At 34.5% G+C, this 13,023-nt stretch carries 13 protein-coding genes and 1 pseudogene; 8 read left to right on the top strand and 6 right to left on the bottom strand.

Annotated features, from left to right (window positions below):
• Positions 1-6 precede the first annotated feature (6 nt).
• Both BMZ76_RS11520 and ychF read right to left on the bottom strand, forming a co-directional pair.
• Positions 7-528, bottom strand: coding sequence for an NADPH-dependent FMN reductase (locus BMZ76_RS11520; RefSeq protein WP_091206485.1), 522 nt, complete (start codon positions 526-528; stop codon positions 7-9).
• Positions 529-864: 336 nt separating this feature from the next.
• A complete protein-coding gene (ychF, locus tag BMZ76_RS11515) occupies positions 865-1,959 on the bottom strand; it encodes a redox-regulated ATPase YchF (RefSeq protein WP_091206482.1) in 1,095 nt (364 codons plus the stop codon).
• Positions 1,960-2,249: 290 nt separating this feature from the next.
• Between ychF and BMZ76_RS11510 the strand changes: the two genes are divergently transcribed.
• Entirely contained in the window at positions 2,250-4,883 is a 2,634-nt protein-coding gene (locus tag BMZ76_RS11510; protein ID WP_091206477.1) for a TonB-dependent receptor, read from the top strand.
• A gap of 211 nt (positions 4,884-5,094) precedes the next feature.
• On the opposite strand, the gene BMZ76_RS11505 is transcribed toward BMZ76_RS11510, so the two are convergent.
• A complete protein-coding gene (locus BMZ76_RS11505; RefSeq protein ID WP_091171992.1) occupies positions 5,095-5,445 on the bottom strand; it encodes a 4Fe-4S dicluster domain-containing protein in 351 nt (116 codons plus the stop codon).
• Positions 5,446-5,582: 137 nt separating this feature from the next.
• Between BMZ76_RS11505 and BMZ76_RS11500 the strand changes: the two genes are divergently transcribed.
• The 5 genes from BMZ76_RS11500 (at position 5,583) to BMZ76_RS11480 (ending at position 9,841) form a co-directional block, all read left to right on the top strand.
• Positions 5,583-6,641: an acyl-CoA reductase gene (locus tag BMZ76_RS11500; RefSeq protein ID WP_091206475.1), complete on the top strand. Its 1,059-nt coding sequence runs from the start codon at positions 5,583-5,585 to the stop codon at positions 6,639-6,641.
• Positions 6,642-6,734: 93 nt separating this feature from the next.
• Positions 6,735-7,805 (top strand): 3-phosphoserine/phosphohydroxythreonine transaminase, encoded by a 1,071-nt coding sequence (gene serC, locus BMZ76_RS11495; RefSeq protein WP_091206472.1) that lies wholly within the window; start codon positions 6,735-6,737, stop codon positions 7,803-7,805.
• A gap of 197 nt (positions 7,806-8,002) precedes the next feature.
• Positions 8,003-8,953: a D-2-hydroxyacid dehydrogenase gene (locus BMZ76_RS11490; RefSeq protein WP_091206468.1), complete on the top strand. Its 951-nt coding sequence runs from the start codon at positions 8,003-8,005 to the stop codon at positions 8,951-8,953.
• Between the two features lie 118 nt (positions 8,954-9,071).
• Entirely contained in the window at positions 9,072-9,506 is a 435-nt protein-coding gene (locus BMZ76_RS11485; RefSeq protein WP_091206463.1) for a DUF6146 family protein, read from the top strand.
• 32 nt (positions 9,507-9,538) lie between these two features.
• On the top strand, positions 9,539-9,841 hold the full coding sequence (locus BMZ76_RS11480; protein ID WP_091206460.1) for a DUF6787 family protein: 303 nt from the start codon (positions 9,539-9,541) through the stop codon (positions 9,839-9,841).
• Between the two features lie 16 nt (positions 9,842-9,857).
• Here BMZ76_RS11480 and BMZ76_RS11475 read toward each other — a convergent pair whose 3' ends face one another.
• Positions 9,858-10,181, bottom strand: a complete 324-nt coding sequence (locus BMZ76_RS11475; RefSeq protein WP_244281803.1) for a hypothetical protein — start codon at positions 10,179-10,181, stop codon at positions 9,858-9,860.
• Positions 10,182-10,204: 23 nt separating this feature from the next.
• Positions 10,205-10,753, bottom strand: a complete 549-nt coding sequence (gene msrA / locus BMZ76_RS11470; protein WP_091206645.1) for a peptide-methionine (S)-S-oxide reductase MsrA — start codon at positions 10,751-10,753, stop codon at positions 10,205-10,207.
• A gap of 245 nt (positions 10,754-10,998) precedes the next feature.
• Here msrA and BMZ76_RS11465 point away from each other — a divergent pair, with 245 nt between their 5' ends.
• A complete protein-coding gene (locus tag BMZ76_RS11465) occupies positions 10,999-11,661 on the top strand; it encodes an ABC transporter ATP-binding protein (protein WP_091206456.1) in 663 nt (220 codons plus the stop codon).
• Between the two features lie 137 nt (positions 11,662-11,798).
• Positions 11,799-12,287, top strand: a pseudogene (locus BMZ76_RS11460) (DUF2400 domain-containing protein); the annotation flags it as partial.
• 250 nt (positions 12,288-12,537) lie between these two features.
• Here the strand turns inward: BMZ76_RS11460 and BMZ76_RS11455 are convergent.
• On the bottom strand, positions 12,538-13,002 hold the full coding sequence (locus BMZ76_RS11455) for a hypothetical protein (RefSeq protein ID WP_091206452.1): 465 nt from the start codon (positions 13,000-13,002) through the stop codon (positions 12,538-12,540).
• Positions 13,003-13,023: the final 21 nt, after the last annotated feature.

Below are 13,023 nucleotides of genomic sequence, written 5' to 3'. Positions count from 1 at the left end.
TAAAATTTAAAAATTATTAATAATTTCTTTCAACTGATTATCCAACTCGGCATTGGAAATTTTACCGTTTTCGACATCAAAATTAACCTCAAAGCTAGGCAATGAAAACGTTGTTTTAATATTTCCACCGTAAAATGGAAATGCGTTTTTTGCAATTCCTAAAACGCTTGCTCCTCCTTTAGCTCCCGGTGAAGTTGCCATCAATAACATTGGTTTTTCCTGAAAAACTTTAGCATTTATTCTGGTACACCAGTCAAAGATATTCTTGAAAGCAGCAGAATAATTTCCGTTATTTTCTGCCATTGAAACCACTAAAACATCGGCGGTGGCAATTTTAGCCAGAAAAGCTTTGGCTAATTCGTGCTGACCAATTTCTTCTTCGATATCAACGGTGTATATTGGCATTTGGAAATCGTTTAAATCCAAAACCTCAACTTCTGCATTTTCGAAAAGATTTGCTGCGTAAGTCGCTAATTTTTTATTGATGGAGTTTTTGCTGGGGCTTGCGCCAAAAGCGATTATTTTCATAAGAATTAGTTTTTTTTAAAAGTACTTAAAATTGGCTCTGCTACAAAATAATTAGCCGAAGATTAAACGATTTTGAAATTAATAAAAAACTACGAAACTTCATTTTTATCTAAATCGATTTTACCCCAGATTACAATGGAAAGCATTTTTCACATCAATCTCATTTTTTCTTGACATAAAAGAGCGACCAGCGGAAGCTCCTTTTTGTCTTAGAAAAAAGAGATTGCCAGAAAAATCTTGAAGTGGAAAGCTGGATCAGGTACAAAAAAAACCTGCAAAATTACTCTTGCAGGTTTCTAAATTTATTTAATGTGATTGCTTCGATCCTCGTAATGACTACACGTTAAATCTAAAATGCATTACATCTCCATCTTTTACGATGTATTCTTTTCCTTCTACTTTAAATTTTCCGGCTTCTTTACATTTAGCTTCTGAACCATATTGAACAAAATCTTCGTATGCAATAACTTCGGCGCGAATAAATCCTTTTTCGAAATCAGTGTGAATTACTCCTGCGGCTTGTGGAGCAGTTGATCCAACATCAATAGTCCAAGCACGAACTTCTTTCACACCTGCTGTAAAATACGTTTGTTGTTTCAATAATTTATAGGCTGCACGAATAAGAACAGACGCTCCTGGCTCCGTTAAACCCATGTCTTCTAAGAAAACCTGACGCTCTTCATAGCTTTCTAATTCGGTAATATCAGCTTCAGCACCAACCGAAAGGATAATCACTTCAGCATCTTCATCTTTTACCAACTCCCGAACTTGGTCCACATATTTATTTCCGCTCACAGCTGAATTTTCATCCACATTACAAACATACAATACTGGTTTTGCCGTAATCAATTGAAAACCTTCCATCAAAATTTCCTCATCATTATTTTGAGGAGTTACCGTTCTGGCAGATTTTGCCTGCAGTAACGTCTCTCTGATTCGGTCTAAAAGCGCTTTTTCGGTTTGCGCTTCTTTGTTGCCTGTTTTTGCGGCACGATTTACTTTTTCCAAACGTTTTTCAACATTTTCTAAGTCCTTCAACTGCAATTCGATATCAATCGTTTCTTTGTCACGAATTGGATTTACATTTCCGTCAACGTGTACGATATTATCGTTGTCAAAACAACGCAAAACGTGAATAATGGCATTACATTCTCTGATGTTTCCAAGAAATTGATTCCCTAATCCTTCTCCTTTACTGGCGCCTTTTACCAATCCTGCAATATCAACGATATCAACCGTTGCCATTTGAACGCGTTCTGGTTTCACCAATTCTTCCAATTTTTCAATTCTCGGATCTGGTACATTTACAACACCTATATTTGGCTCAATAGTACAAAAAGGAAAGTTGGCACTTTGCGCTTTTGCATTGGATAAACAATTGAATAATGTTGATTTTCCAACATTTGGTAATCCTACAATTCCTGCTTTCATATGTGGATAATATTTGTTTTTTAATGGAATATTGTGTTGCAGTCTTTCTGTTTTTCTGGAACAGATCTTGCGAAATTTTTTTTACGATTAAGACGCTATTTCTGAATTTAGCGGGCACTGTAAAAGTTTGCAAATATAAGATTTTAATAATATTTAAATTGGTAAAAATTGCAGTTTAAACAGGTGTCACACATTTTTAAAAAAAAATTAAATTATCTTCTAATATTTTGTTAAAAAAAATTATATTGCGAATAATTTAAAACTAAAAAAACGGCTAAACACAACTTATTATGAAAAAATTTATATTATTGTTATTTCTATTAAACGTTACGTTTCTTTTTGCCCAAAAGGAAGTCTCGGGTGTAGTTCAAGATAATACTGGTGCAGGATTACCCGGTGTTAATATTATCGAGAAAGGAACGAACAACGGGGTCTCAACCGACGGTAATGGAGGGTATAAAATAAAAGTTAATGAAGGAGCGACATTAGTTTTTAGTTATGTCGGATTCTCTACCATTGAAAAAGTAGTTACGGACACTTTTATCAAAGTTGTTTTATCAGAAGAAGGGGGAGAAATCCTGAAAGATATTGTAATTGTTGGTTCCAGAAACTCGAAAAGAACGGTGGTAAATTCAGCTGTGCCCATTGATATCATCAATGTAAAAGACGTAACAACACAAAGTGGAAAATTAGAAATTAATGAATTACTCCAATATGTTGCACCTTCATTCAATGCCAGTAAACAATCAGGTTCTGACGGTGCAGATCATGTTGACCCAGCTTCACTAAGAGGTTTAGGCCCTGATCAAACGCTCGTTTTGATAAACGGAAAAAGAAGACACCAATCGTCTCTTGTCAATCTTTTTGGAACTCGTGGAAGGGGAAATACCGGAACCGATTTGAATGCGATTCCGGCATCTTCAATAAAAAGAATTGAAATTTTGAGAGATGGTGCTGCTGCACAATATGGATCTGACGCTATAGCAGGAGTGATCAATATTGTTATGAATGACAATGTAAATGAATTAACTGGTTCCGTAACCTACGGTGCTTATAATACAAATGCAAAGGGAGATTTTCTTCCCGGAACCGCTAATACAGATGGCAATCGATTAGACCAAAATGGTTTCGGTAATTCTAAAGGCAAAAATAAAAGTTTTGATGGTGGTTCTATAAAAGTAGCAGCTAATTACGGTGTTGCGATTGGAGAAAAAGGCGGTTTTGCTAATTTTACTACAGAATATTTAAGTAAAAATAAAACCTTACGCCCTGGATATGATTTCAGAAAAGGTTTTGGTGAAGCAGAAATTCAAGGATTCAATTTTTTTGGAAACATGGCTATTCCTGTATCCGATAAAACTGAATTTTACGCTTTTGGCGGAAGAAACTATAGAGATACGGATGCATATGCTTTTACAAGAAATGATGGTGAAAGAGTAGTAGAATCCGTATATCCTGGAGGTTACACCCCTAGAATTACGTCAAATATTATTGACAACTCTATTGCTGCAGGTTTTAGAACTGAAACGACAAGTGGTTGGAAAATAGACATTAGCAATACATTTGGAAAAAACCTTTTCCATTATTTTATCAAAGGAACTATCAATGCATCATTGGAAGATGCTTCTCCAACAGAATTTGACGCCGGAGGACATAGTTTGAGCCAAAACACAACAAATTTTGATTTTTCAAAAAACTACAGTTCCGTTTTATCAGGAATGAATCTTGCATTTGGAGCAGAATTCAGAACTGAAAAATTCAACATTTTTGCCGGAGAACAAGGTTCTTACGCTACTTATGACACCAATGGATTTCCTATAACTAATCCTGCAACTCAATCTGCTCCAATCGATCCTATTTCCGGAGAGCCAAGACCAGGAGGTTCTCAAGGGTTTCCGGGATATAGTCCAGCAAATGTCGTTGATAAAAGTCGTACGAACTTGTCTTTATATACGGATACAGAATTTGATATTACGGATAGTTTTTTAGTAAGTGCAGCGGTTCGTTTTGAAAACTACAGTGATTTTGGAAGTACTGTTAATGGAAAAATAGCGACTAGACTTAAAGCTTCGAAAAACATTAATTTTAGAGGTTCGTTAAGCACAGGATTTAGAGCACCTTCATTGGCACAAATTTACTACAACTTACGTTTTACTAATTTTAATGCCGGAGGAGCAACAGAAGTGCTACTCTCACCAAACAATAGCCCTGTAACGCAAGCATTTGGAATCGGGAAATTAAATGAGGAAAAAGCAGTTAATGCATCATTAGGTTTTACTTCAAATTTTGGCGATTTTACCGCTACAGTCGATGGATATTATATTAAGGTAAAAGACAGAATTGTTTTAACTGGCTATTTTGATGCAAGCCAACTAAATCTTGGTGTTTCAGCTGCCCAATTTTTTACCAATGGTGTTGATACAAGAACAGCTGGTTTAGATTTAGTTTTTGCATGGAAAAAAACATTTGGCGATTCAAAATTGGGAGCGACGTTGGTTGGAAATATCAATGACATGAAAATTGACAATGTGAAAAACGGAAGTTTAGACGAAGGTACTTTTTTTGGAAAACGTGAAAAAGCATTCTTATTGGCTTCAGCGCCAAAAAGTAAATTTGGTTTAAATCTTAATTATTCTAAAAATAAATTCGATGCTGGTTTAGCTTTCACCCATTTTAGTAAAGTAGTTCTTGTGGATTATGCTGATGAAGATGACGTATACAACGCAAAAACGGTTACTGATTTAACTTTAGGCTATAAATTATCTAAGCAATTAAAATTAAGCATTGGAAGCAATAACCTTTTCAATATTTACCCTGACAAACAAGATGAGCAAGGAAATACTGAAGCAGGAGGATATTGGGATTCAGTACAAATGGGATTCAGTGGTGCCTATTATTATGCTCGATTAGGATTTAATTTCTAATTCAATTATCCAATGATTATAAAAGGGCTGTCAATTACAGCCCTTTTTTTATTTCGCTTACTCTCCCAAAATTGAATACTTACTAACCGCTATTATTGACGGAAAATATATGCTACCGATTCGCGTAGTATGATCACACTACAAAAACAAAACAAAAAACCCCGAGCGTAAAACTCAGGATTTTTGGTTTGATTTACTAACAAATACTATTTTATTCGTTGTGTAAAAACGCTTGTCTATTCAGTAACGTTTCTTCGCTTTCAACGTGATTGTCATCCGGAATACAACAATCTACAGGACATACAGCCGCACATTGTGGCTCATCATGAAAACCTTTACATTCAGTACATTTTCCCGGTACAATATAATACACTTCATCAGAAATGGGAGTTTGAGCTTCATCAGAATCAATTTCGGTTCCATCAGGTAAAATCACTTTCCCTTTTAGTTTTGTTCCGTCTTTATATCTCCAATCGTCCGCTCCTTCGTATATTGCTGTATTTGGGCACTCGGGTTCACAAGCACCACAATTGATACATTCGTCTGTAATTATAATTGCCATCTTTTTAATTTAGGATTAAGGAAATAAGATTTTGGATTTAAGATTCTCATATCTTTCCTCTTTTAATCTTTTAACTATACGTTTTATAGCTTATTTTTGTGCAAAATTACAATCAAAACTATTCATAAGCAAACATTATGACATTAGAAACAAAAAAAAGTGTTTTTGTTGAATTAGGAAAATTTTTAAGTCAGTTTTCTGAAAATAACACTTTAAAAAATCCGGCTGTTTTGCACAACGAAACGTTTTTTGATGCTTTTGTTGACTTGATACATTTATCGCAATCGCATAATGGCTGGTACACTCCTGAAAACGTCTATTTCTCTATACATTCTTGGGCAGAAGCTTTAACAGAAGAAAACCTGAATCAATGGCTTTCGAGCTATACAATTCCCATTCAAGAGCCTAAAAAAGTCGCTTTAATACTTGCCGGAAATATTCCGTTGGTGGGTTTTCACGATTTCCTTTCGGTTTTGATTACAGGAAATACTGTATTGGTAAAAACATCCTCAAATGATCAGCATTTGTTGCCTTTTTTAGCGAAATACATCATTGCTGTTCAGCCAGAATTAGCTGAGAATATTACTTTTGTAGAGGGAAAGTTAGAAAGTTTTGATGCCGTAATAGCCACGGGAAGTAACAACACAGCACGTTATTTTGAATATTATTTCAAAGATAAACCGTCGATTATTCGAAAAAGCAGAAATTCAGTAGCGGTTTTGACCGGAAATGAAACCAAAGAACAACTTACCGCTTTGGGCGAAGATATTTTTCGCTATTTTGGATTGGGTTGCCGCAATGTTTCTAAACTTTTTGTACCGAAAGGATATTCGTTTGTTCCGTTTTTTGAAGCGATATTTGCTTATCAAGACGTCATTCATTACGAAAAATACGCTAACAATTACGATTACAACAAAGCCGTTTTCCTGATGAGTAATTTCAAATTATTGGACAACGGATTTCTGACTTTAAAAGAAGATCAAAGTCACGCCTCGCCTATTTCAAGTGTTTTTTATGAGTTTTACGATGATATAAATGAATTAAAAATGAGATTACAGTCTGAAAATGAACTGTTACAGTGTATCGTTGCTGATGAGACTATAGAAAACAGCGTGGCATTTGGACAAACTCAAAATCCCCGATTATGGAATTACGCAGATAACACCGATACAATTTCATTTATGTTAACAATATAGCCGAAAAAAGTTCAATTATTCCGAATTAATTAACGTTTTTTAAACTCCTATTGTCGAAATTTGCACTTTAATTTTTTGGACATAAACTACACCATGAAAAAACACAACTACAGCGCAGGACCTTGTATTTTACCGCAAGAAGTTTTTGAAAAATCAGCACAAGCAATTTTAAATTTTAACGATTCCGGGTTATCACTTTTAGAAATTTCGCACAGAAGCAAAGACTTCGTTGCGGTAATGGATGAAGCGAGAGCAATAGTTCTTGAACTTTTAGGTCTTGAAGGCAAAGGATATCAAGCATTATTTCTTGCTGGCGGAGCAAGTTTAGAATTTTTAATGGTTCCTTATAACTTGATGAGAGAAGGCGGAAAAGCGGCTTATCTTGATACAGGAACTTGGGCAGCAGCAGCTGTAAAAGAAGCAAAACTTTTTGGCGATACAGTTGTTGTCGCTTCCTCAAAAGAACAAAATTACAATCATATTCCAAAAGGATATACAATACCAGCAGATGCTGATTATTTCCATTGCACCAGTAACAATACGATTTTTGGTACGCAAATGAAAGAATTTCCATCAGTTGATATGCCACTTGTATGCGATATGAGTTCTGATATTTTTTCAAGAGAATTGGATTTTTCTAAATTTGATTTGATTTATGCAGGAGCACAAAAAAATATGGGTCCAGCAGGGACTACGCTGATTGTTGTAAAAGAAGAAATTTTAGGTAAAAATGGTAGAATAATCCCAAGTATGCTGGATTACGCCAAACATATCAAAGCAGAAAGCATGTACAATACGCCACCTGTTTTCCCTGTTTACGCATCTTTATTGACTCTACAATGGTTGAAAAACCTAGGTGGAATTGCTGCTATTGAAAAAATAAACAATGCTAAAGCGGCATTGCTTTATGGAGAAATTGACAGAAACCCATTATTCAAAGGAGCTGCCGCTGTAGAAGATCGTTCGAACATGAATGCTACTTTCTTATTAAATGACGAAGCGCATGCAGAGATATTTGATCCTATGTGGAAAGCAGCAGGAATATCTGGATTACCGGGTCACCGTTCAGTAGGTGGTTACAGAGCTTCTATGTACAATGCGCTTCCGTTAGAAAGTGTTCAGGTATTAGTGGATGTAATGAAAGAATTGGAAACCAAAGTCTAGTTTTCAGCCGCAGTTTTCAGTTATACAAAATAGCAATTGAATTCTGGATTCCTAGCCCTGATAGCAGTGAAAATCCTTTTATGTTTTTTCTTTAAAAACATAAAAAATTGTAACGGATAGCGGGAAATAGCTCCAGAAAAATAAAATTATAAATAATATGAGGATGGTCTTTTTTATTCCTCGCAATGATATAAAAAATGAAAGTATTAGCCAATGACGGAATTTCTAAAAGTGGAATTCTAGCTTTAGAAAAAGGTGGATTTGAAGTTATAACGACAAAAGTAGCGCAAGAACAAGTGGCTAATTTTGTTAATGAAAATAATGTAAGCGTAGTTTTAGTAAGAAGTGCGACTAAAGTTCGTAAAGATATTATTGACTCTTGCCCGGGATTGAAAATTATAGGTCGTGGTGGTGTAGGAATGGATAATATTGATGTGGATTATGCTAAAAGCAAAGGAATTCACGTAATTAACACTCCGGCTTCATCATCAGAATCAGTGGCGGAATTGGTTTTTGCACACTTATTTTCTGGTGTTCGTTTTTTGCATGATGCGAACAGAAATATGCCTCTTGAAGGCGATACCAACTTTGATGGTTTAAAAAAAGCCTACGCAAACGGAATCGAATTAAGAGGTAAAACGCTAGGAATAGTTGGTATTGGACGTATTGGTCAGGCTACCGCTAAAATGGCGTTAGGACTAGGAATGAAAGTTATTGCTGCCGATAGTTTTATACCACAAGTTGATGTAAAAGTGGAATTTTTTGACGGTCAATCCATCACGACTACAATTGTTTCACAATCATTGGAATCTTTATTCAAAGAAGCTGATTTCATTACGTTACACGTTCCTGCTCAAGATGGTTACATTATTGGAGAGGCAGCACTTGCCATTATGAAAGACGGTGTAGGCATCGTAAACTGTGCTCGTGGCGGTGTTATTGACGAAGTTGCATTAGTAAAAGCATTAGACAGTGGAAAAGTATTATTTGCAGGATTAGACGTTTTTGAAAATGAACCAACTCCAGAAATGGCTATTTTGATGAACCATAAAATCTCATTGACGCCACACATTGGAGCGGCAACAGGAGAAGCCCAAGATAGAATTGGTACTGAATTAGCCTCACAAATTATTAGTATATTAGGCTAGTTTTTCCTTCTTAAATATTTAATGAGAGGCTGTTTGATAAAAACAGCCTCTTTTTTTTGGTTAAAATACTATCAATCAATTATTTGTTTTTGTAACTTTATAATTCAATTTTTTCATCATGAAGAACAGTTACTATATAATAATCGTCACTTTTTGTTTGCTTTTGGGTTGTGCTACCTCAAAATCTGCTTTTCCAAATACTGAAAAATCTGTTGCCGCTCAAGGCGATACAGTAAGAATTGCCAATGATGAACTGGAATATGAAGTGATTATTATTGATCCCGGTTTTAATACCTGGCTCAATTCAAGAGCATTCCCACGAGAATATCATTCTCAATCTTTTTTGGAAACTAAAAACCAGCTTTATGTTAATGAATGGAACAGTCGGGTGTTGCAACCGCAACGATATGATCCCAATTTGTATGAAATGACAATCAATTATGACCCTAATATTGATTATGGGTATGAGGTAAATTATTTGATATACAATTACATGATTTATTTTCAAAACACGTACAAACAAAAACTTTTTGGTTTTGTCCCCATCAGATAATGTTGCTATATTTGTATTCATTATAAATAAAAATGAACAAACTGAAACAGCGTTGGGGAATTGACAGCAATTTCCAACTTACCCTTATATTTATTGTTTTTGCAATAACCGGATCGGCATCGGCATGGCTTTCAAAACCGTTTTGTTTTTGGCTTGGAATTACAAAAGAAGGTTTAGGCTATTGGTTTACTCCTGTTCGGTTAATTCTAATTTTTCCCATCTATCAAGTCCTATTAGTCTTGATAGGATTTTTGTTTGGACAGTTTAAATTCTTTTGGGCTTTCGAAAAAAAAATGCTGAAACGCATGGGATTAGGATTTCTTTTTAACGACTAACAAAAAATGCCTCGAATTACGAGGCATTTTTGTTTTTAATTAAATAATTATAAATCCAGGTTAAGGTAAACGTAGGAATAAAATCCGAAAATGGTAAAATTTCTTCCAGAAATGTAATTACTCCTCCTACTCGTCCTATTGTTCCTTTATACATCCAAGTCATTAAAAAACCAGCTAAAGGAGCCCAGATTACATCTGAAAATTCACCGATTAAGGGGACGGTAAATGAAAGCATTCCAATGGAATCAAACAGAATTCCCAACACCAGGTTTCTGGTTTTATTATTTACTGCACTAACGGACAATTGTTTTGTCATAGTATTTGGATTATTATTTTTCATAACAAGTACAAATCTAGTGCCAATTATTTTTTTAGTTTATCTTGGTATAATTTTTTCAGTTTATCAATTTTGGGCGTAATCACATAACTGCAATATCCCTGCGTTTTGTTCTGATTGTAATAGTTTTGGTGGTAATCTTCCGCTACATAAAACTTGTTTGCCGGAGAAACTTTAGTAACAATTGGTTTTCCAAACGTATTTTCAGTAGCCATTAGAGCCATATAATCTTCGGACAATTGTTTCTGGAAAGGATTGTGGTAAAAAATTTCACTGCGGTATTGTGTCCCAATATCATTCCCCTGACGGTTCAATGTTGTGGGATCGTGTGTGGCAAAAAATATTTCCAAAAGCTCACCAAAACTTATTTTATTGGGATCAAATGTAATCTCAATCGCTTCAGCATGACCCGTTTCACCGGTACTGATTTCCTGGTACGTAGGATTCACCGTGTTTCCTCCAATATATCCTGAAACTACCTTACTTACACCGTCCAGTTCTAAAAAAACTGCTTCAGTACACCAAAAACAACCTCCTGCAAAGGTTGCAACTTCCATTCCGTTTTGTATTTCCATATCTTTTGTTTCTATACTTTTGGGCAAAATAACACTCTTTTCTTTTGCACAAAATGAAAAAGGCAACAGCGCCAAAAAAAACCCAATTATTTTTTTCATATTGTATGATTTAAAGTCAAATTTATTCATTAAATCCCTTTTAATATTCGCTCTTAACTAAAGTTTATACTTTGTCAATGCAAAATATACTATGAAGCTTTTAATAATCATTAAAATCTTTGTTTCTTTGTCAAAACAGTTTCAAAATGATCCAAGCCAAAAATCTACATAAATATTACGATCAACTGCACGTATTAAAAGGAGTAGATTTGCATATTCAAAAAGGAGAAATCGTCTCTATAGTCGGTGCGTCAGGTGCCGGAAAAACGACACTTTTGCAAATTCTCGGTACTTTAGACAAGCCAACCGTTGAAAATGGAATCGAATTACGCATCAACAATGAGGACATTCTGACCATGAATGACAAAAACTTATCTAAATTCAGGAATTTGAATTTAGGTTTTATATTCCAATTTCACCAATTATTACCGGAATTTACCGCACTGGAAAATGTTTGTATTCCTGCATTTATTGCTAATAAACCCAAAGAAGAAACTGAGGTTGAAGCCAAAAAATTATTGACATATCTTGGTCTTTCACATAGAATGAACCACAAACCCAATGAACTTTCTGGTGGGGAACAACAACGTGTGGCGGTGGCCAGAGCGCTGATTAATAAGCCAGCCATTATTTTTGCTGATGAGCCTTCCGGAAATCTCGACACGGCTTCAGCTGAAAACCTGCACCAATTATTTTTTAAACTGCGAGATGAATTGGGACAAACCTTTGTCATTGTAACGCACAATGAGGAGTTAGCCAATATGGCCGATAGAAAACTAATAATGGTTGACGGTTTGATTAGTAATTAGGAGCTATTTCCAGCTATACACTCTATCTTTTTATTTTTAAAGAAAAAATAAAAAGGATGCCGTTTCTATCTGGGCTATACCTTTCAAGAACAAGCCGTACTTCCTAAAAAAATTAGTATTCAAATTCATCATCAATAATGAATTCATCAGAACTTAAAGATTTTCTCGACGAAAAAGTCTTGCAATACAACACATTTGATTTCATAGAAAGTGATCCGGTACAAATTCCACATTTATTCTCACTAAAAGAAGACATTGAAATTGCCGGTTTTCTAAGTGCTACTATTGCTTGGGGAAATCGAATGATGGATTTGATGGGAAATGCGCCGTTTGATTTTGTAATGTCGCACACCGAAAATGATTTGGAACGATTGGAAACTTTTGTACACCGCACGTTCAACGGAATTGATTTTGCCAGTTTTATTAGAAGTTTACAGCACATTTACACCAATCATGGCGGTTTAGAAACAGTGTTCAGCAAACATCAGGAAACCAATTCGATGCAAAAAAGTATCCATGAATTCAAAAAAATATTCTTCGAAATTCCACATCAGTATAGAACTCAGAAACATATTTCGGATCCGCTGAATAATTCCGCAGCAAAAAGAATTAATATATTTATGCGGTTGAATAAGGTAGTCTATTGAAAAATATAATCGTCTTATATAAAGAGAGTTAGTTAAATTCAACAAGATTTTTATTATCAAGTACTATTTCATCCATCATCATTGAAACAGAATCACCAGCAACAAAATCATTAAAATCTTCATCAGTGTATGGAATCCCTTTAAAATCTAATAAAGCTTTTGTCTTTTCAATATCTTCAATAAGTTGTTGTTCATTTGTTTCTTCACCACGTGAATAATACAGCCAAACCTATTTCAAACTGAACCAATTTGTTGTAAATGTTGAATACTCTTCAAATCCTTTATACTTAATTACAACATTAAAAACCCCACCCTTATCCAACTTTCTATGTGTGACTGTTATTCTTTCAACTAACGAATGAATAAGTCTTTTAGTGTCATCAAAATTTGTTGTAAGTTGATATTCATTAGTAGCATTTTCAACTTTTAACTTAGCAAAATTTGAATCAGATTCAAGAATCTCACACTTTAAAATTTCAATATTATTATTTACGTTATCAATATCTTTTACATTTTTCCTATACTGTTCTCTAATGGAATCATAACCTTCTAAATATTCATCATTCAACCATTTTAAATGTTTTTCTTTTAATTTGATTTTCTTTTTAAGCTCTTCTTCATATTTAATTAATTTACTTTTTAAAACAACTCCATCATTTGTATTGATGGGCAAGTTTATTAATAATTCTTTCAAGTTTTTATCAATAGATAGATG

The organism is Flavobacterium xueshanense (genome assembly GCF_900112975.1).
Classification (GTDB): domain Bacteria; phylum Bacteroidota; class Bacteroidia; order Flavobacteriales; family Flavobacteriaceae; genus Flavobacterium; species Flavobacterium xueshanense.
This window is presented reverse-complemented; position numbering and strand designations above follow the sequence as displayed.

Bases quoted from the DNA above. Each gene is read 5' to 3' on its own strand.
- BMZ76_RS11480 (WP_091206460.1), top strand. From the start codon at position 9,539: ATGAACAAACTGAAACAGCGTTGGGGAATTGACAGCAATTTCCAACTT.
- msrA (WP_091206645.1), bottom strand. From the start codon at position 10,753: ATGGAAATACAAAACGGAATGGAAGTTGCAACCTTTGCAGGAGGTTGT.
- BMZ76_RS11465 (WP_091206456.1), top strand. From the start codon at position 10,999: ATGATCCAAGCCAAAAATCTACATAAATATTACGATCAACTGCACGTA.
- serC (WP_091206472.1), top strand. From the start codon at position 6,735: ATGAAAAAACACAACTACAGCGCAGGACCTTGTATTTTACCGCAAGAA.
- BMZ76_RS11490 (WP_091206468.1), top strand. From the start codon at position 8,003: ATGAAAGTATTAGCCAATGACGGAATTTCTAAAAGTGGAATTCTAGCT.
- ychF (WP_091206482.1), bottom strand. From the start codon at position 1,959: ATGAAAGCAGGAATTGTAGGATTACCAAATGTTGGAAAATCAACATTA.
- BMZ76_RS11500 (WP_091206475.1), top strand. From the start codon at position 5,583: ATGACATTAGAAACAAAAAAAAGTGTTTTTGTTGAATTAGGAAAATTT.
- BMZ76_RS11505 (WP_091171992.1), bottom strand. From the start codon at position 5,445: ATGGCAATTATAATTACAGACGAATGTATCAATTGTGGTGCTTGTGAA.
- BMZ76_RS11485 (WP_091206463.1), top strand. From the start codon at position 9,072: ATGAAGAACAGTTACTATATAATAATCGTCACTTTTTGTTTGCTTTTG.
- BMZ76_RS11520 (WP_091206485.1), bottom strand. From the start codon at position 528: ATGAAAATAATCGCTTTTGGCGCAAGCCCCAGCAAAAACTCCATCAAT.
- BMZ76_RS11475 (WP_244281803.1), bottom strand. From the start codon at position 10,181: ATGAAAAATAATAATCCAAATACTATGACAAAACAATTGTCCGTTAGT.
- BMZ76_RS11510 (WP_091206477.1), top strand. From the start codon at position 2,250: ATGAAAAAATTTATATTATTGTTATTTCTATTAAACGTTACGTTTCTT.